The sequence below is a fragment of the Microcoleus sp. S13_C5 genome, assembly GCF_036700845.1.
GTDB lineage: Bacteria > Cyanobacteriota > Cyanobacteriia > Cyanobacteriales > Microcoleaceae > Microcoleus.
The window spans coordinates 40,186-60,037 of the sequence record NZ_JAUBPR010000008.1 but is presented as its reverse complement, the minus strand read 5'-3'; the positions used below and the strand labels follow the sequence as shown (position 1 = coordinate 60,037).

16 protein-coding genes are annotated in these 19,852 nt (G+C 44.5%); 8 read left to right on the top strand and 8 right to left on the bottom strand.

Annotated features, from left to right (window positions below; all coding sequences use genetic code 11):
* Positions 1–101: 101 nt before the first annotated feature.
* Positions 102–311 carry a colicin immunity domain-containing protein gene (locus QUA04_RS04145; protein WP_333254091.1) on the bottom strand — a complete coding sequence of 70 codons (210 nt, stop codon included), beginning with the start codon at positions 309–311 and terminating at the stop codon, positions 102–104.
* A gap of 390 nt (positions 312–701) precedes the next feature.
* Between QUA04_RS04145 and QUA04_RS04140 the strand changes: the two genes are divergently transcribed.
* The 4 genes from QUA04_RS04140 (at position 702) to galT (ending at position 7,381) form a co-directional block, all read left to right on the top strand.
* The gene (locus QUA04_RS04140; RefSeq protein ID WP_333254035.1) at positions 702–1,088 is read left to right on the top strand and encodes a hypothetical protein; all 387 of its coding nucleotides are present in this window, start codon (positions 702–704) and stop codon (positions 1,086–1,088) included.
* 347 nt (positions 1,089–1,435) lie between these two features.
* Positions 1,436–2,755, top strand: coding sequence for an AAA-like domain-containing protein (locus QUA04_RS04135; RefSeq protein WP_333254033.1), 1,320 nt, complete (start codon positions 1,436–1,438; stop codon positions 2,753–2,755).
* Positions 2,756–2,776: 21 nt separating this feature from the next.
* Positions 2,777–6,112, top strand: a complete 3,336-nt coding sequence (locus tag QUA04_RS04130) for a WD40 domain-containing protein (protein ID WP_333254031.1) — start codon at positions 2,777–2,779, stop codon at positions 6,110–6,112.
* Positions 6,113–6,358: 246 nt separating this feature from the next.
* A complete protein-coding gene (galT, locus tag QUA04_RS04125; RefSeq protein WP_333254028.1) occupies positions 6,359–7,381 on the top strand; it encodes a galactose-1-phosphate uridylyltransferase in 1,023 nt (340 codons plus the stop codon).
* Positions 7,382–7,635: 254 nt separating this feature from the next.
* Here galT and QUA04_RS04120 read toward each other — a convergent pair whose 3' ends face one another.
* Entirely contained in the window at positions 7,636–7,920 is a 285-nt protein-coding gene (locus tag QUA04_RS04120; protein WP_333254026.1) for a hypothetical protein, read from the bottom strand.
* A gap of 156 nt (positions 7,921–8,076) precedes the next feature.
* Positions 8,077–9,054 (bottom strand): acetamidase/formamidase family protein, encoded by a 978-nt coding sequence (locus tag QUA04_RS04115; RefSeq protein ID WP_333254024.1) that lies wholly within the window; start codon positions 9,052–9,054, stop codon positions 8,077–8,079.
* 1,134 nt (positions 9,055–10,188) lie between these two features.
* Here QUA04_RS04115 and QUA04_RS29890 point away from each other — a divergent pair.
* A complete protein-coding gene (locus QUA04_RS29890) occupies positions 10,189–10,392 on the top strand; it encodes a transposase (protein ID WP_445242287.1) in 204 nt (67 codons plus the stop codon).
* Positions 10,393–10,947: 555 nt separating this feature from the next.
* Here QUA04_RS29890 and QUA04_RS04110 read toward each other — a convergent pair.
* From QUA04_RS04110 to QUA04_RS04100, 3 genes are all read right to left on the bottom strand, one after another.
* Entirely contained in the window at positions 10,948–11,232 is a 285-nt protein-coding gene (locus QUA04_RS04110; protein ID WP_333238358.1) for a hypothetical protein, read from the bottom strand.
* A 288-nt stretch (positions 11,233–11,520) separates the two neighbouring features.
* Positions 11,521–13,263, bottom strand: a complete 1,743-nt coding sequence (locus QUA04_RS04105; RefSeq protein ID WP_333254022.1) for a sulfatase-like hydrolase/transferase — start codon at positions 13,261–13,263, stop codon at positions 11,521–11,523.
* A gap of 95 nt (positions 13,264–13,358) precedes the next feature.
* Complete coding sequence (locus QUA04_RS04100; RefSeq protein ID WP_333254020.1) at positions 13,359–13,835, bottom strand: peptidoglycan-binding protein; 477 nt, start codon at positions 13,833–13,835, stop codon at positions 13,359–13,361.
* Between the two features lie 230 nt (positions 13,836–14,065).
* On the opposite strand from QUA04_RS04100, the gene QUA04_RS04095 reads away from it, so the two are divergent.
* The gene (locus tag QUA04_RS04095) at positions 14,066–14,734 is read left to right on the top strand and encodes a response regulator transcription factor (protein WP_333254018.1); all 669 of its coding nucleotides are present in this window, start codon (positions 14,066–14,068) and stop codon (positions 14,732–14,734) included.
* A 7-nt stretch (positions 14,735–14,741) separates the two neighbouring features.
* Complete coding sequence (locus QUA04_RS04090) at positions 14,742–16,058, top strand: hypothetical protein (protein ID WP_333254016.1); 1,317 nt, start codon at positions 14,742–14,744, stop codon at positions 16,056–16,058.
* 84 nt (positions 16,059–16,142) lie between these two features.
* Here the strand turns inward: QUA04_RS04090 and QUA04_RS04085 are convergent, their stop codons facing one another.
* Together QUA04_RS04085 and QUA04_RS04080 are read right to left on the bottom strand one after the other, a co-directional pair.
* On the bottom strand, positions 16,143–17,348 hold the full coding sequence (locus tag QUA04_RS04085) for a DUF4336 domain-containing protein (protein WP_333254013.1): 1,206 nt from the start codon (positions 17,346–17,348) through the stop codon (positions 16,143–16,145).
* A 126-nt stretch (positions 17,349–17,474) separates the two neighbouring features.
* Complete coding sequence (locus tag QUA04_RS04080; RefSeq protein WP_333254011.1) at positions 17,475–18,317, bottom strand: Uma2 family endonuclease; 843 nt, start codon at positions 18,315–18,317, stop codon at positions 17,475–17,477.
* 119 nt (positions 18,318–18,436) lie between these two features.
* Here QUA04_RS04080 and leuB point away from each other — a divergent pair, with 119 nt between their 5' ends.
* Complete coding sequence (gene leuB / locus QUA04_RS04075) at positions 18,437–19,522, top strand: 3-isopropylmalate dehydrogenase (protein WP_333043089.1); 1,086 nt, start codon at positions 18,437–18,439, stop codon at positions 19,520–19,522.
* The last annotated feature ends 330 nt before the right edge of the window (positions 19,523–19,852 follow it).

Here is a 19,852-nt window from a genome sequence, read left to right as displayed (position 1 = left end):
AAAGTTGTGGAACTTGCAGGGTAAGTGCTTGGTGACTTTCGAGGGACCTAATGACTGGGTAAATAGTGTCAGTTTTAGCCCCACGGGAGATGCTATCGCCCTTATTTTTCACTTATTAAAACTGGTGTTAACTTTAAAAACTTATCCAGCGTCTCCCGGGCAGATACTTGCAATTGAGCCTCACCAATATCAAATCGAGGGTCTTCTATCAAATCAGGAGCGTTACAATAAGCATCAACATCGGCAAACAACTTGTCTAAAATCTGAAATTTTCTTCCCGTCGGCTGGAGATTATTGTCACTCTTAAACAGTTGTATAAACCGCTATTCAAATTCATCAGCGCTGATTTTACTGCCTGCAAAATGTTGTGATAACTTGATGTACTTATCCATATTTATCCACCTCCGATATCTCCAGTCGTATTTCAATGTATAATGTATGCGATTTACGAATCAAAATTCAAGAAACCGGGTTTTTTTTTGTTTCTGCGACTGTAATGCAGTATTATCGTAAAAACCCGGTTTCTGACCACCCGTGCGTAAGTCAGATCGTGTTTATTTTGAATTTGCCGATCGCATACAGTCAGATTTACAGACATATTGAAGTCAAGATTTGTTAAATATTTATAGTTTGTCGTGACACCAGGCAGACCCTTATTTTAAGATAAAAAACGACTCAACCCTGCAACTGAAGGTAAGAAAATGTCTGAACTTAGACAAAATCTAATTACCAGAGATTGGGTAATCATCGCCACCGAACGGGCGACAAGACCGGATCAATTCGCCAACACAAAAATGTTGCCAGCAGTAGTGCCACCCCACCGTGCCGATTGCCGGTTTTGCGTGGGAAATGAAGAAGACGGAACCTTAGAAACTTGCCGTTTGGGCGATCGCGCCGGCTGGAAAATCAGGGCAACAAGGGCGATCGCATCCGATGTTATGGTGACGGTGGAGTCCTGTGCTCGATCGGTGGAACCTTTTGTAAAGGAGTTGGCGGTTGTTCAGTCCGCAAAAGTTCGATCGCACTTGGTGTTAAAGGAATCGTCACTAGGAGGATGGGTAGAAAAAATTTCTCTAACAACCATTTGATATCTGAGTTAGACTGCTTCTTCAAAAAGTTCCGTCTATTATTCGGTTTTTCTGGTTTCATTTTTTTAATCTCTATCTACATTTCCTACGATATCTGGATTTTTTGTGTTCGCGGGCGATCGTCAATTTAGCCTCCCAAATTAGTTGTTAAGTAAAATTTTGAAGAGATTGTGAGTTGCGATTGAATGATTTGTGAAAGAGTTTGTGAGAAAAAACTCACAAATGACTTTTGGCTTAGAAATTTGTGAAAATTAACTAGGGATTGAATGAACAGCTATCCTAAAGCTCTAAGTTATGCTAATTTAAGAGAAATTAGGCAGGTTTGAGGCTGAGGTGGAATGGAGAAGATGACTAAACAGGAGTTTGAGGCTATCTATACAGACAAGCTTACAAAAAAACTGCGTCCAGTGCTAAGGGAGTTATTGCAAGGTAAGCAATACAAAACAATCGCTAAATCTCTAGAGATAAAGCCAAACACTGTCTGTAGTCATATTTCAACTATTTGCCACTCATTTAACATCAAAAATGAAGCGGGTGGAGGAAATACGCAACGCGATGAGTTGATTCTATTATTTGTAAAATATAAACCTGAATTAGTTTGTGAAAAATTATTAGAAGAATATGGGAAAGGAACCCCTGAACCTCGAAAAATATTAGAAGTTCCAGAAGGGCCAGTGCGATTAAATTCTGAGTTTTATATAGAGCGTTCCCGAATGGAAGCTGACTGTTATCAGCAGATTTTAGGACGGGGGTCAATGATTCGCATTACAGCTCCCAAGTTAATGGGAAAAACTTCTCTATTAAATCGCATTATGGAACACGCAAAAACGAATAATTATCGATTAGTGCGTTTAGATTTTAGAGATGCTGAAACAGAAATTTTTAGTAACCTCAATAAATTTTACCAATGGTTTTGCTTGAATATCAGCCAACAGCTCAAACTAGAATCTAATATCGATAAATATTTACAGGGGCGCGGCGGAATTCTCGTAAATTGCAAAAACTACTTTCAAGCTGAAGTTTTAGAAGCTATAGATTGTCCTTTAGTCTTGGCTTTAGAAGAAATAGACTGTATTTTTTATTATGAGGAAATTGCCCGAAACTTTCTGAGTATGTTACGAAGCTGGTTTGACGAAACTAAGAAAACAGACATTTGGGAAAACTTGCGAATGGTGCTGCTCCATTCTACAAATGTTTACGTGCAATTACCTGTTAATCAATCACCATTTAATGTAGGGTTTCCAGTAGAGTTGACCGAATTTAGCCAGCCAAATATTCTAGATTTAGCCAGCCGCCATCAATTATCTTGGGGAACTGATGAAGTTGTTGCATTGATGGGAAGGGTTGGGGGTTATCCTTATCTGGTACGCAAGGCGCTTTATCATTTGAATGATTCCAATATATCTTTAGCAGAAATTTTGCAAAATGCAGCTACAGATGTGGGAATTTACCGCCAGTATTTGCAGGATCACTGGGCAAACTTGCAAAATTCTTCTGAACTCAAAGCGGCTCTCAAACAAGTTATTTTTGCAGACAGTGCGGTCAAATTAGAACAGGTGCTAGAATTTAAGTTACTGAGTACGGGTTTAGTCAAGCAAAATCTGCAGGGTATCACTCCTAGCTGTCGGTTATATCGGGATTATTTTGCAGAAAAATTTCGAGATTAGAGTCGGGAGCAAAACCATATTATGGCGGTTTATCCATATCAAGTTGGTGGCACTTTAGAGTACGAACATCCTACCTATGTTAAGCGTGAGGCCGACAGCGAACTTTATGACAGTTTGATAGCCGGAGAATTTTGTTATGTGTTGAACTCCCGACAAATGGGTAAATCTAGCTTGCTAGTACAAACGATGAAACGCTTGCGCGAAAAAGCCGATTTTAAATGTATTGCGATAGATTTAACAGATATCGGTAGAGAAACTTCAGACAACTGGTATTTTGATATTATTTCTCAGTTGGTTCGGGGTGGCGCACTCTCAAGAAAGATAGATGCTGACAGTTGGTGGCAGCAGCGACAATTCCTGTCGCCATCTCAGCGATTGAGTCAGTTTATTGAAGATGTTTTACTAACAGAGATTTCGCAAAATATTGTTATTTTTATTGATGAAATTGATTCGATTTTAAATCTGAGCTGGAAAGACGACTTTTTTCTTTTAATTCGGGCTTCTTATAACAAAAGAGCAATGAATTCTGAATATAAGCGCCTTGCCTTTTGTCTTTTGGGAGTTGCCACGCCAGCAGATTTGATTCGCGATAAAGACCGAACACCCTTTAATATTGGCAAAGCTATTGATTTAACAGGGTTTACTTTTGATGAAGCTCGACCTGCTTTAATCCGTGGCTTAATGCTAGAGCGCTCGGAGGAAATATCAGAGAAGATATTAGCTGAGGTTTTTAAGTGGACAAACGGGCAACCTTTTTTGATGCAAAGACTGTGCCGACTGATGGTCTATCAATCGGCGCGTGGGACTTCTGATGTGAAACCTTTAGTGCAAAAGTACGTCATTGATAATTGGGAAGCGAATGACGAACTAGAACATTTAAAGACAATTAGAGATCGCTTGCTGCTTGACTATCAAGACCGCACGGCGCTACTGCTCGGTATTTATCAGCAAATACTGACGGATACGGAGCAGAAAATCTGTGCTGATAATAGTCTCGATCAAAGAAGGTTACAACTCTCTGGATTGGTCGTCAAACGCAACGGATATCTACAAGTTTATAACCCGATATACGCCGCTATTTTTAACCTCGATTGGGTACAGCAAGAATTAGCAAAACTCCGGCCCTACCAGGAAAACTTCGCCGCTTGGATCGCCTCAAGTCGTCAAGATACTTCCCGACTGTTGCGCGGCAAAGCGTTGGATGATGCGTTGCAGTGGAAAGTGGGGAAACGTTTAAGCGATGAGGATAATGATTTTTTAGATGCCAGTCAAGCTGATGAACGGCAAGAACTGAAGAAAAGTAATGAATCATTAAGAGAATTCCGTAAACAATTCAGGGAAGTTTTCAAAATAGAAGAAGCGGGACGAAATGCCTTAGAGCTTTTTCAGTCGAATAGAAATCAAATAGAAGCCTTGCAGGTAGTTATCAAAGCAGGAGAAGATTTAAAGAAGTGGATACCAGATAATGCCCCGCTTTCCGAATATCCCGTTATGAATACTCTGTTAGTTTTGCAGATGATTCTTGCTAAAATCCGTCAACGGCGCCAGTTTTTCGACGACAGATTTAAGGAATCGGTAAATAGTGTCTGTTTGGGACCCACAGGAGATACACTTGCCACTACCTCACGCCACAATGCCAAATTGTGGGACTTGCAAGGCAACTGCTTGGTAACATTCACCGGACATAATGACTCGGTAAAGAGTGTGAGTTTTAGCCCGAATGGAGATGCTATAGCTACTGGTTCAGATGACAAAACCGCAAAATTGTGGGACTTGCAAGGCAATTGCTTGGTAACATTCACCGGACATAATTACCGGGTAAGGAGTGTCAGTTTTAGCCCGAATGGAGATGCGATCGCTACTGCTTCATCGGATCGCACCGCAAAATTGTGGGATTTACAGGGCAACTGCTTGGTAACATTCACCGGACATAATAAATTGATAACAAGTGTCAGTTTTAGCCCCACAGGAGATGCGATCGCTACTGGTTCAGATGACAAAACCGCCAAATTGTGGAACTTGCAGGGCCACTGCTTGGCGACTTTCACCGGACATAATAAATCGGTAACAAGTGTCAGTTTTAGCCCGACTGGAGATGCAATCGCTACTACCTCAGTTGACAAAACCGCCAAATTGTGGGACTTGCAGGGCCACTGCTTGGCGACTTTCACCGGACATAATAAATCGGTAACAAGTGTCAGTTTTAGCCCCACAGCAGATGTAATCGCTACTGCCTCAAATGACAACACCGCCAAATTGTGGGATTTGCAGGGTAACTGTTTGCCGACTTTCATCGGACATAATTATTCGGTAAGGAGTGTCAGTTTTAGCCCCACAGCAGATGTGATCGCTACTACCTTAGGCTCACATTTCAAAACCGCCCAACTGTGGGAGTTGCAAGGCAACTGCTTGGTAACATTCACCGGACATAATAACTCGGTAAGAAGTGTCAGTTTTAGCCCCACAGGAGATACGATCGCTACTGCCTCATCTGACAACACTGCGAAATTGTTGGACTTGCAAGGCAACTGCTTGGTAACATTCACCGGACATAATGACTGGGTAACAAGTGTCATTTTTAGCCCGACAGGAGATAGGATCGCTACTGCCTCACCTGACAACACTGCGAAATTGTGGGACTTGCAAGGCAACTGCTTGGTAACATTCACCGGACATAATAACTCGGTATGGAGTGTCTGTTTTAGCCCGAATGGAAATGCGATCACCACTGCCTCAAATGACAAAACCGCCAAATTGTGGGACTTGCTGGGTAACTGCTTGGTAACATTCACCGGACATAATAACTCGGTAAATAGTGTCAGTTTTAGCCCCACAGGGGATGCGATCGCCACTGCCTCATCTGACAAAACTGCCAAATTGTGGGACTTGCAAGGCAACAGCTTGGTGACATTCACCGGACATAATAAAGTGATAACAAGTGTCTGTTTTAGCCCCACAGAAGAAGCAATCGCTACTGCCTCAGAGGACAAAACTGCCAAATTGTGGGACTTGCAGGGCAACTGCTTGGTAACATTCACCGGACATAATAACTCGGTAAGAAGTGTCAGTTTTAGCCCCACAGGAGATACGATCGCCACCGCCTCAATTGACGGGACAGCCAAATTGTGGGACTTGCAGGGGAGTTTACTGGCGGATTTTAGCGGATATAAAGGGAATTTACTCAAAGGTGAGACAGATTTTGTGGAGTTGAGAACTCCGATTTATAGTATTTGTTTTAGTCGGGACGGGAAGTCTTTAATAACGGGTTCGCAGGATGGAAAGGTGCGGTTTTGGCCGATCGAAAGTTTGGACGAGTTGTTGGCGAGGGGGAGGGAATGGCTTGGTGAGAAAATTTAACCGCTGATGCACGCGGATGATTGGGATTTAGCAACGATTTTACGATTCTTTTTCACTTGTTCAAACTGCTATTAGCTTTACCCACTTTAGACACCAGAATTATTGAATAATTCGGGTATCTAGCAGACTACAAGCCGGAAATTTAAAAGTCAAGATTTATTAAGATTTTACAAAAAAGCAATGACAAATCACAAATCCTGTATCTAAAATAAGAGACAATTTGACCCGGAAACTGAAGGTAAGAAAATGTCTGAACTTAGACAAAATCTAATTACCAGAGATTGGGTAATCATCGCCACCGAACGGGCGACAAGACCGGATCAATTCGCTAACAAAAAAAAGTGGGCATCAGTAGTGCCACCGCACCGTGCCGATTGCCCGTTTTGCGTGGGAAATGAGGAAGACGGAACCTTAGAAACTTGCCGTTTGGGCGATCGCACTGGGTGGAAAGTCAGGGCAATTTGCAACAAATATCCCGCCCTCTCCCCGACAGCAAAATGGATGAGGATATCATCGGGAATTCACCGCACGATGGCGGGAATCGGCGTGCACGAAGTAATTGTCGAACATCCGCGACACGATTTGACGACAGCTTTGTTGAGTGTTGAAGAAGTTGAAAACATACTTTTAGTATACCGCCAGCGCTATGTAGAAATTAGAAAAAATCCCCACATTGAAACAATTATTATCTTCAAAAATCACGGGGAAACTGCCGGAACTTCTCTCGAACACCCCCACTCGCAGATAGCAGCGACGCCCGTTGTACCCAGCCAATTTCGCAGCCGCATCGACGAAGCTATTAGATATTTTGACGACACGGGAGAATGTCTGTTTTGCCGGACTTTGGAAGATGAATTAGCGGCGAAGGAAAGAGTGATTTGTGAGAGTGAACATTTTGTGGCTTTTATCCCTTACGCTGCACTTTCACCGTTTCACACTTGGATTTTTCCGCGCCGCCATTCCTCTTCGTTTGATGAAATTACTGATGCGGAAATTACGGATCTTGCTGATACTTTGAAAACTGTACTGGCTAAGTTTTATTACGGATTGAACAATCCCGATTACAACTATAATATTCGATCGGTGCCGATCGCCCAACGGGCAACAAAATACTTTCACTGGTATATCGCAATTATTCCCAGAGTCACCAAGCAAGCTGGGTTTGAGTTGGGCAGCGGGATGTTTATCAATACTGCTTTGCCCGAAGAAAGTGCGGCGTTTTTGCGATCGATCGAAATTCTTAGCGACAGTAATTTCTCCCCCATCTAAAGTATCCTACATCACAATACGTCAAATTTACTTCAAATGGGGGTGGAAATGCACGCAGCTACTCTGAGTTGCGAGTTTGTGTTGGGGGAGGAAACTGATATTATTGGAGATTTGATATTTGAGATTAAAAAATTGGGGATAACGAATGATCTAAGGGTTTAGATCACCCGGCTACAGTTGCATTCTTTTGTGAAAGTGGTATCATTTACGAGCTCAACTTATGAAGGTACAAATACTTAAGCCTTGTACCAAACTCACAATAAACTTTCGACATACTGCCAGCCGTCGTCGCTAAAAGTAGCTTTCAACATATCTCTAATTTTGGCATCGATCGATAATATTCCCTCGCCCGACTCACCATTCTCGCCGATTTCGCAACTGTCTTCAGACATATGTTCTTGGATATGGGCCAGAGTATGGGCGAAATTAGCCAGAAAATAATGTTCGTGCACCCACGCTGTCGGATCGGGTATTTCTGCACTCCCAAAAGCTCGATCGACTAAATCTTTTTTTGCAACATCGTCTGTCTGATTTTTCATGTTGAGTTCGATTTAGGTAGATTTTGTAACTTATCCCATTTTAACCTTAATTGTCAACAGAATCGTAATCCTGATCGACCACAGCAGTGACAAATTAGTTTATTGTGTGCGATCGCGATCCTAATTTTTTGGTCGATCGCGTGTTATCATTTTACCTCACACTCGGTGGTCAATAATGTTCACATCGAGCAGAATACACTTGGGAATCATTCCGTGAACTCCTTTTTGAGGATTATTGACAGCCTGCGTAATCCGAAAATTTACCGCGAGGGAACACAAAACATAAGCATCTTCTTCTTTGAAACCCGCAAACTTTTGCAGCCAATAAACCGTCTGTTTTACCGCCATCTCAAACGCTTCATCTAATGTTCTACCAAATCCCATAATCACAATATGAGTGGGCGTTTCAGCAAACGGAAATATCAGAAATAAATCCTTGCGTAAGATGATTTGAATAGTCCCGTTCATCGAAGTTTCAATGGCAGTACCGTCAACTTCACCGTCTCCTTGTGCCGAATGTCCGTCGCCGATTGACAGTAAACCGCCGCGCAGAAAAATAGGTAAAAATAACCGCGTTCCTGGTTGGAGTTCCTGATTGTCCATATTGCCGCCGTAGCGCTCTGGAGGAATAGAAGAACGGTTAATTTCTGCATTGGCAACGCCGATAATGCCAAAAAAAGGATGCAGGGGAATCCGAATGCCGCTAGCTGGGGGAAATTCAGCAATTTTTTGCTCTAAATCTAGCGGAATAAACCGCAATTTAGGTTCGGAGAAATACTCCGGTAAAGCTCCCCATCCGGCGCGAATTGCATTAAATCCTACTGGTAAACTCGGGTAAACATCCTCAATGTGAATTTCTAAAACGTCTCCCGGTTCGGCATTGTTAACATAAATCGGGCCTGTCAGCAAGTGGGGCCCAGGGCCAACTTTGCGGTTGGGAGGCAAATTCTGACAAATATCTAAAAATTCAGGGGTGAGAAATTCCGGCGGGGCCTTGTCAGCAACATAATATCCTGAATAGGTTTCGATATCGATGCGATCGCCCGAATCCACCCTTAAAGCAGGTTCGATATTCGGAGAGAAACCGCCCAAGTGTACGGTTTTGCAATTAGCCTTGAGAAGGTGGCGAGTCATGGGATTTTAGATTTTAGATTTTAGATTTTAGATTGAAGTAAGGGTGTTAAGAATGTTATATCGCAAGTCTCAAGCATTTTTGAGAAAGATTTTTTTTAATGAACCGCAGAGGGCGCAGAGGGCGCACAGAAAGAGAACTCAGATATAAGAAGAGGTCAATCGATTTTAGATTTTAGATTTTAGATTTTAGATTAAAGAATTGAAGCCTTGACCCCACGGATAAATTCGGGGGGCAAGTTTCATCGGATACAGGTTTTTTATTTCTGGACGGATGAATCTGGGGGCTTGTATCCTGGATGCTTTGGGTCAAAAAATGGTTGAGGTTTATTATATCTGAGATAGTCTACTAATTTTTTAACTTTTTGATAACTTTGGTAGTTAAAAATTTAAAGTCTAGCATCTCTAATCGCTCGCTGTTTTTTATTCAGACTAATGACTGTTTAGTAATTCAGTTGGCAGGGGCGGCTTTGTACAGCACTTCCGGATGTTATGAGGTACAGTTTAATCAACTAAAAAATAATATTACCCTGAAAGTATACTCAGTAGATTTGCGAAAAAAAATAGTAGCAGCACATAAGCGAGCAAAAGTTGTCTAGCCGAACAACAGCAGCAATATTTGCTGTGAGTAAAAGCTTAGTTCAAAAGCTTGTCAAACAACAAAAAATAGAGGGAAATGTACAGCCCAAACCCACAGACCAACCGAGGTATAGCCATGTGAATAATGCCGAAACAGAGAGCGCGAGAAATAGTGACTGCACATCCCGATGCAACCAAGCGTAGAGTTGTGTGAGCTATTTGCCCACAGAACAGGAAATTGGTTGGGTAAAACAGCAATGTGTAGCGCGTTACAGAAGTCGGGATTAAATCGAAAAAAAAACTCTCAGGAGTAGCCAAGCAGGGACAAGAAGAGTGATGAAGTTAAAGTTAGAGTATTGGGAAAAAGTCAAGGATATCGAGCCAAAAAGCAAGCGTATTTCTAGATGAGACTGGAGTCTTGCTAAGTTGAAGACGAACTGATGCACGTTCGGAACGTGGAACTAGAGCCGAGGTAGTCAAACCTTTTTTTTGAGGGGAAAAAGTCACAGTAATTGGTGCAATTAGTATTTCTTAGAGTAGTGGTCTTACTGACAATAGATAACTCGATGGCGCCGCCCAACATTTGAAGTATTTATCGAGAAATGTTTGATCCCACCATTGTGGTCGGGAGCCGTAGTATTTATGGATAATTTACCCGCTCATAAACTAGCTTCTATTAAGCCTATGATTGTCGTGGTGGCTGCTTCCATCTTGTGTTTTTCCCCCTACTCTCCTGATTTTAATCCGGTTGAATTATGGTAGTCTCAGCTTAAATCTTTGTTGCAACAGTTTTCACCCACCATTACTAAAATGGTTGACACCATAATTGCTGTGGCTCTTGAATTAATGAATCCCAACCCTCTCAAAAACTGGTTTACTAATTGCTGCTACTGTACCTCATAACATCCAGAAGTGCTGTATCTGCTATCTTCCACAAGTGCTGTTTTTGTGGAAAATTTTTCCTGAGGCAAGTTTTGAGTTCCCTTGTTATCATTAGCCATTTTTTACGCATCCCAATTAATCATTAGTGACAGATGACTTATGTATTGATGATTCCAGTATGGAAAACTTAGGCCACAACAATTATTGGTAGTTTCAGACAAGTTGAGTTGGTATTTTCGGTCATCAGCATTGCACTTTTCGGTAATCAATTTGATAGGGTCTTGCCTTTGCAGGTTAATCGCCCAAACCCTTGATTGCTATCAGGTTGGCTGTGGCTTGAGAAGCTCCAGTCGTGACCGGTTAAGAAAGTGGAGCGAATGTCTATGAGCCAATCTACGCAATTCACCAGAGAATGGCTGTTAAAGCCATCTTAAATTAGTGGGATTTGTCAGCAGAAAGAGCAGCCTGAACATCTTGATAAACAGAGCGTAAATGCTGGAGTAACTCTTGTTGGGACAACTCATGAATCTGAAGCTCTCTGATCAAGAACGCCAGCCTTTGTAAGGCACCATTGTGAATTTCTGCCTCAAGCAGCTCTATTAACTGTTGCTGTGTTAGCAGTTGTTGTTCCAAACAACGCATTCGTCGCCACCAACAAAGTCCATGATAGACAACGCACGCAATTAATCCCGCTGTACCAAACATAATTAGGCTGGACACAAGAGTTATCTTATCCATTAGTCTTCATCCTTCCCTGCTTCATAAAAAAAAAGGTGAAGTCTAACCAGACTTCACCTGGCTTAAATTAGGAATTTCTAAGTCAGCCTTATTAACTTTTCCGGAGTGCTTATTCTAGAACTGACTGGGTATTATTCCTAACAATTCCATCAGCGCTTAAAGCCAAAATTGATGGGGGTTTAACAGTGGCTTCAGAATCAGGCTTGGGGTTTTTATACCGCACCGCCGATTTCAGGTTTCCCAAAATTTTTCGCTCTATGTGGCGCGAAGCTACAAATTAGCAATTGCAGCATTTAACGCCAGGAGTTGTTCATCTGTTTTATCCAGCCTGCTTTTTGTCCGGGTTGTCTGGTCGGCGAAGGACAAATAGTCTTTTAAGGCTTGTTGTTGCACGGCTTGCAGTTCGGGTGTAGGTAGAGGTTTACGCAACTCATTGGGAATAGCGTCGTTAAAGAGATGGCTCACCAGTTGAGAGTACAATCCAAGTTGAGAGTTCCTGACGTTATCTAATTCCTGCTTTCCTCTAGCTGTACTGTAGTTGTAAAGTTCTGCTTCCATACCTTTGGTTTGAATATCGATGGTGCCAGAACGCCAGAAGTTATAAGCTCCTAGTTTCGCTTTGTCTGTGCGATATCCAATCACATGATTTGGAGCATCGCCGGCGAGTAGCAAAGCGCCCAACAAATCTAAGATCAGTTCATCTGTCGTATGAAGAATGTAAGGGCGACCTGACGCATTTGGTTGGCGCAGGATTTGGGCAATATCCAAGCGTGTCTTTAAATGTGAAAATGCCCGTTGGGTACGCCATCTATTATCTCCACTAGCGAGGGTAAGTAACAAGGGAACAATATCTACGCTAGAGCAAAGTTGTGTCCGTTCTGTTCCTGGGGTGGAAACCCACTGTTTAGTTGGGTCTTTGATGTAAAGAGGAACGTTAATTGATTCTTCATAAACACCACCACTTTTACCGCGCAACCCGTGAGAACCGCCATACTCGCCGTGGTCTGAGGTAAATACGACGATCGTATTTTGGGCAAATGGGGATTTTTCTAAAATATCAAGTGCTTTCCCGATTTGAGCGTCCACAAATTGTTGGAATAGTAGGTATGAATCCAACAGTTTCAGCCAGGGTTCTCCGAATTTTGGCGGTAAGTAGCCAGCCCCTAAGTTTGCTGCTCGGCGGAATGCTTCTTGCAAGCGGGGCTTTTTCGCTAACCCGATGGGGTTTTCAAAGTTGGGAATTTTATCTTTGAAGACACTTGGCGGGTTGCTTTCTGCGGGTATGTCCTTCGTTCCTTGGGGGTACCAAGAAATGTCATGGGGGTTGATTAAGCTGAGGGTCGTACACCAAGGAGTATTTCTGGCTTCGTTGGAATTGAGCCACTCGGTAAACTGTTCGGTGGATTTAATTCCTTGAGGAGGCGTACCGCCTTTGACAATATAAGGGTCTACTTCTAAACCTTCTCCGGGATTACCATTGGGGGAAGGATAAGTTCCGCCACTAAATCCATAAGGTTCCAGGGAATCTCCGGTGGATAAATGCCATTTACCAAACCACCATGTACTGTAACCAAAGTTCTCTCGCAACAGTTTTCCCCAGGTAGGGAAGCCAGGGTTAAGGCTTGGCGCTGGCGCTTTAATGAGTACACTATTCCTACCACCCTCACCATCATTCAAATGTGTATCCATCACAAACGTTTGGTGGGAGTATAAACCTGTCACTAATGTGCCACGAGCCGCAGTACAGGCTGTTGCTGCTGTATAGTATCTTGTGAAGTTGACTGAACTCTTCCGCAATTTTGCGATCGCGGGTAGATATTTGTCGAGAGTGGCTTGTGCTGGAAACCATTGGGGAGTGCGTAGTTGGTCTACGACAATCACAAGGATATTGGGCTTTTTATATCCCGATGTTTGTGCAATTGCCGGAGTGTCGGATTTATTCAGAAGCTGAGATCCAAGTAGCGCAGCTCCTGTCAAACCTGTTGCTGATAGAAATGTTCGTCTTTTCATCATCTTGATTTAATTTTACAAAACATAAGAATTTTGTCCGGTGAAGTCTAATCAGACTTTACCCTGGCTAGGCATTAGTAATTGCTTTGTCAACCGTGTTAGCTTTTTAAGAGCGCGTCTTCTAGAATTGTCCAGGTCTTATTGCCAACAATGCCATCAGCACTTAAATGGAAATCGGATTGAAATTGTTTCACTCGCGTCACGGTTGTATTGCCAAAGTTGCCATCTACAGCAATCGTCGTTGTCCCTGATTTCCCTTGTCTTTTGGCTTGATTGAGCCGCGCCTGTAGATATTTCACTTCCGAAGGATTGTTGCTAGAGCTTTGGCTCAAGGTGGAGTGCTGCTTCTGGGAATAAGGGACAATGGCGTCGAGGTAACTCCAAGTTGGTGACCCAACTATGCCATCAACTTTTAGGCAGCAATCGGCTTGAAATTTCTTGACGTATTCTTCAGTAATATCGCCGAAGTAGCCATCAACACTAATAGAGCTGTGGTAGAAAAGATTGAGTTGTTCTTGTAGGTATTTAACGTCACTATTGTTGCTACCTTTGCTTAAGGTGGTGTAAGCTTTCATCGTTTTATTTCCTGAAATCGATGTGTGTTTTCTTTGATGATTCCAGTATCGAAAAACTAGGCAGGCAAAAGCATTGGTAGTTTCAGACAAGTTGAGTTGGTATTTTCGGTCATCAGCATTGCACTTTTCGGTAATGAGCTGATAGGGCCTCGCCTTTCCAGGATTAATTGCTAGCGGCTGTAAGCGTCTCTCGCGGGCGTAAGATCGAATTGTTGCGTCAGGTATAGGTAATGTCCCATAACTCCACCCAAGAACAGCAAGTAGAGATTCTGATTGTTGATGACCATCGCCTGCTTCTCAATGGAACGATTAGTCTGGTTGGCGATCGCTTTCCTAGGGCACAAATCCGCTCTTGCCAAACCGTCCAGGACGCTCTAACCGAAGTGAGAAAGCATTTGCCTGACCTGGCGATTGTGGATTTGTCCCTTCCAGAGATATCAGGAACGGCTGCCAATGTTGAGCAGGGATTGGGGTTGCTCAAGGTCTTGATGCAGGATTATCCCCAGCTAAACCTGATGGTGCAAAGCAGTAACGTCAAGGCATTGATTCGCATCATACCGGAAATTGACAATCATCAGGGAGGATTTACGATCGCAGACAAAAGCGTGCCAATAGATACCTTCCTGACCCGGATGGAGTGGGCTATGCAAGGGTTAACCCATACCAAAGACCTGCAAACCGACTTGGAAGTGAAACCCGAATGGTTGGAGGTAATGCGACTCGCTTTTGAGGAGGGACTTCAGGATAAAGCGATCGCCCAAACTATGCACAAGTCCGAACGGATGATTCGCCACTATTGGTCTAAGATTCAGGATGCACTCTCAATCTACCCGGAAGAGGGTAAAAATATGCGGGCACAAACCCAAATTCGTGCCCGTAAAATTGGATTAATTGATTAAACGAGCAATGTCTACGGTTAATGAGCCATACAATATTTTAATTTTAAAGCGCCGAGTCGTGCTGGCAATGTTGAGTTTGGCCACGGTTGGCGCAACTATTGCTACATTTCTGCACCGACTGCAACCACACCCTCGTACCATTTATCTAATTACACCTCCGTTGTTGGCGATCGCCTGCCTGCTTTTACTGATTCGTCTCTACAAAAAACCAGAGAGCTTGCAACAAGTTATAAATCTGGCTTTATTAGCAGGGGTACTGTTCGTAGTGGTTCCCAGTTGGTTATATACCCTACAAGCGATCGTCTCATCGGACACCACCCTCGTAGGTAGTCTGCCCCCCGTAACACCAGCGTTGTTCGTGTTGACACTGGTGATGCTGATCGCGCTGCGTCGCCGCCAGCAATTGGTTATTGCAACTCTCATCGCTTGGATTGCGATCGCTGCCCCAATTCTCACCTATTTGCTGCTGCACCCGTCAGAACTTCACACTTCGCGAGGCTTAGATTTATTCATCTCCCTCGGCCCAACCATGGGGATACAAATTCTCCTGATTCTGTTTTATAACCGCGTCCAAGATATCGTCCAGGGCTTATATACCGAGCGTCTCCAATACTATGCTCAAATTGTCGAGCGACAGGCGATTCGTCAGCAGGCAATGGAACAAGCCTTCACGCAAATCCACAATGGCCCTTTGCAAACCTTAGCTCTCCTCCTGCGGGATATGCAGCAAGAACAGATGCCATCTCAACAATTGTTCCAACGCTTGCATGACCTGAATGCAGAGATCCGGGCAGTGGGGCGTAGTCTCACCGATGAAGCGGATTCAGAGCAATACTCAGCAGCCGTTTTAACCAGCCTAGAACCCCCTAATTCCGAACAAACTCTCCGTCTGGGGGAAGGCACTTGTATCGATCTCAACCGCCCCCTGCATAATTTATTGTATGAAGTTTATGCCATTACTTTGAAGCGCAATTTGCCCTATTTCCAGACCATTCAAGTCAAAGTGCGGAATTTCGCCCCCATTGAGCAAACTAACCTCACCTTGGAGAGAAAGCGGGATTTCTGTTTGTGGTTAGAGGAAGCTTTATGTAACGTGGGGAAACACGCTCTTGGAACAACTCGAATTGTCGTGACGGGAGAACATCAGCAGGGGCAATATGTTCTCAAGGTGCAAGACAATGGCGCTGGACTTAAACCCGAACAAGGACAACAGGGAACAAAGCACTCTCACATTTTGGCTCAACGATTGGGGGGACAGTTTCGACGAGAATCTTTGCCCAAGGGAGGGGTGATTTGCGAACTTTCTTGGTTAGTGAAGCCATAGCTATTGTTGAATTGGACTGGGTTTTACTTCTGGCCCAAGTTAGGGCAGACTGTCCTGTTCTTAACTATGGTGCAAGATGTAAGATTAAACCTTCTCTTTCGCAGGCGGAACCAAACCGGTTTTATTCAAACCCGCATCAATCTGCCTGAGCAATTTAAAATCGTCTTCGGGTAAGGAATTAACAGGCGAGTGTTTTTCCAGAAACGAGAATGCTTGCCGAAATTCACGCGGCCGGGAGTCGATCGCACTATCGAAGTGACAAGGTACAATTTTTTCAAAGTCCCAACTCGCCACTTTATCCACCCAATCGAGAGTTTCCCTCGGGGCGCGGTTGAGAATCAAAGTCTGCAAAATCGGCGCCACAAACAACCGCCCCCCTCCCCGCAAAGCCTCAAACGATCGCTCCCAATGTTTTTTCCACTTGAACGGATATAATCCGAAATAAGCTTTCCTAGAGCGTTCTGGCGCTTCTCGTGCGCTGGCAAATACCTCCGACCACGGCGGCACTTCCAGCACGCTAGGCGTAAAATACATGGCAAATAAAGCGATTCTCTGCCACCCTTTGCGCCGATTTTCGTGGGTGTCTGCCACCGTGTCCAAGGCGCTGTCTTTGGCGTGAAACAGCAGCGGGTACGAGTCGAGTTGGACGATCGCGGGCGGATTTTCGGGAATGGAAACTATGGAATCTGTTAACATCAGCGTGCGCGATCGCCTGTGAAATAACGCAACTTCGGCAAATCTGCCCAAACCGAGGTCGAGGGGGCCGAGAATTGCCCAGTCAAATTGATCGGCTAAGGGGGTGTTGCTGCTGTCAAAGGGCAGTACAGAGGTGCGTTTTGCGGGCAAACCCAGCCAACTCAGCGGCAAATTCACCGGGAAACTCCACTGCTGCGGGGCGACAAATACCTGCGCTTGGGGAAAACACCTCGCAAAAGGGCCGACAAAAACTTTGTGCTCGATCCCCGAAACCGTTGTCAGCAGGATGTACTTCACCTCGCCGTGCTCCGCTACTAACTCTTTTACCAAGCGGATGCACTCAGGAGTCGGTGCAACGGGGGCGTAGACGAGAAGGCCTTCGGGTTCTAGTTTAATTACTGTCATCCGAATCGGGACGACTACGTAGAAAATGCCTTGTAGCTGGTCAAAAGTCCAGATTGTGTCCTTGACGATTTCCTTGCGGATGGTGCGCCGCTTGCTGTAGGGATAGAGGGGGACGACTGGCCAAAAGGCCCAAGAATAGTCCCGAGAATCAATCTGTGCTGGTGTTGGTATGCCTTCGCCCTCTGCCACTGGTGCGACTCCTTGCCGATTTTTTTGTACGTGCGTGCGATCGAACTGTTTTTATCTTATTTCACTCATGTTGCGCGGATTCGAGGAGTTGAAACCGGGTTTCACGAGGCCTGGGTGCGAGAACTATTAAGCCAACTGTTCAGGATCGATGCCTAACTCCCGCAACCGCGCCGCTAGTCTTTCCTCTCGCTGTTGAGATTCTGTCAGTTGCTGTTGAGATTCTGTCAGTTGCTGTTGAGATTCTAGAACTTGCTGTTGAGCTTCTATCAGTTGCCGTTCCGCCGCCGTCGCCCTTTCACCCGGACTCAAAATCAACCCTCCTTGGGCCGTAAACCATCGCAACCACAACCGATTCATACTCTTATAAGTGCCTTGCCACCAACCTAAACTCAACTCCAACTCAGGAATAAATAACCGCCCATCAATTAATTCTGCAGGTTCATAGTGGCCTCCTACAAGATGAAAAGCTCGCAATTCATCCGTGTAGCGACTGAACACAAAATAGTAAGGAATCCGCAAAATTTGTTCATAAACTTGCCACTTAGTCGGCGGTTCCCCAGCTTGCTGAACAGTCCGCCCTAAATCTTCATCTTCAGTGCCCGGCGATAGCAATTCCACCACCACAAACGGATTTACCCGTTCTTGCCAAACTACATAACTCAAACGCATATCGCGCCCTTGATAAAGCCTTGGCACACCCACCGCAGCAAACCAATCCGGGCGTTTATGCCAGCGCGGTTGTGTTGCATCGTAATACAAATTTAGGTCACTGGCTGTAAAGACTTGTTCGGCATCCCATCCCGGCGGCAAAAACGTGAATTCCAAGAGTTGCGGCTGATCTAAATGAAATGTATCTGGCAAACCGGGCTCCTTTGGGTCTTCGCTAGGTAAATCATACATTGTTGGTAAACTCTGCCGGGGGTCTAAAGGCGGTTCAGCTTGAGCAGGCGGGTAAGTGGGGAATGTCATAATCAATTCTGAGGTTGCTTATCCTGATATGATTATAACCTTGTGAGAATGTCTTGCATTTCCAAAGAATTCCCATTAACTCTCAATCTCAAATCTCAAATCAAAACTCCAAAATCGATATGACTCAAAACTACCGCATCACTCTTTTACCAGGAGACGGCATCGGCCCTGAAATTATCGCTGTGGCGGTAGATGTCCTGAAACTTGTCGGTCAACAATTGGACATCGGCTTTGAATTTCAAGAAGCTTTAATGGGCGGCGCTGCTATTGATGCAACAGGCAATCCGCTGCCCGAAGAAACACTGGAAAAATGCCGCAACTGCGATGCAGTATTGTTAGCAGCCATTGGCGGTTACAAGTGGGATAATTTGCCCCGCGAACAGCGCCCGGAAACTGGATTATTAGGACTGCGCGCCGGATTGGGATTGTTTGCAAATTTGCGTCCTGCGACTATTTTACCGCAATTGGTTGATGCTTCTAGTTTGAAACGGGAAGTTGTCGAAGGCGTGGATATTATGGTCATCCGCGAACTCACAGGCGGCATTTATTTCGGCAAACCGAAAGGTATTTTTGAGACGGAAACAGGCGAAAAACGCGGTGTCAATACGATGGCTTACACCGAGTCAGAAATTGACAGAATCGGGCGAGTCGCTTTTGAGACGGCCAGGAAGCGGGGCAAAAGGCTGTGTTCCGTTGATAAAGCGAATGTTTTGGATGTTTCGCAACTGTGGCGCGATCGTATTATTGCCCTTTCTTCAGAATACCCTGATGTCGAACTTTCTCACCTCTATGTTGACAACGCAGCCATGCAGTTAATTCGCTGGCCGAAACAGTTCGATACAATTGTCACGGGCAATTTATTCGGCGACATTCTTTCCGATGCGGCGGCGATGCTAACTGGTAGCATTGGGATGCTGCCTTCTGCTAGTTTGGGAGCAAGCGGGCCGGGGGTTTTTGAACCCGTGCACGGTTCCGCACCGGACATCGCGGGACAAGATAAAGCCAATCCCATCGCCCAAGTTTTGAGTGCGGCAATGATGCTGCGCTACGCCTTAAATCAGCCGGAAGCTGCTAATAAAATCGAGCAAGCAGTTGTCGAAGTTTTGGATCGAGGTTATCGCACTGGTGATATCATGTCGGAAGGCATGAAACTCGTCGGCTGTCGAGCGATGGGCAATGCTTTAATTGAAGTTCTGCAAGGTTGATTTATTTACCTTTACTCGTTTTACTCGTTCCCAGGCTCTGCCTGGTAACGCCTTTCAGGAGGCTCTGCCTCCATTAAAACAAGCCAAATGAGACATAAATAAAGGAGGCAGAGCCTCCGGGTATTAATTACCAGGCAGAGCCTGGTAACTAGAAAACGAGACAATTAATTCTTACTCGTTCCCAGGCTCTGCCTGGTAACGCCTTTCAGGAGGCTCTGCCTCCATTAAAACAAGGCAAACGAGACACAAACTTGGAGGCAGAGCCTCCGGGTATTAATTACCAGGCAGAGCCTGGTAACTAGAAAACGAGACAATTAATTCTTACTCGTT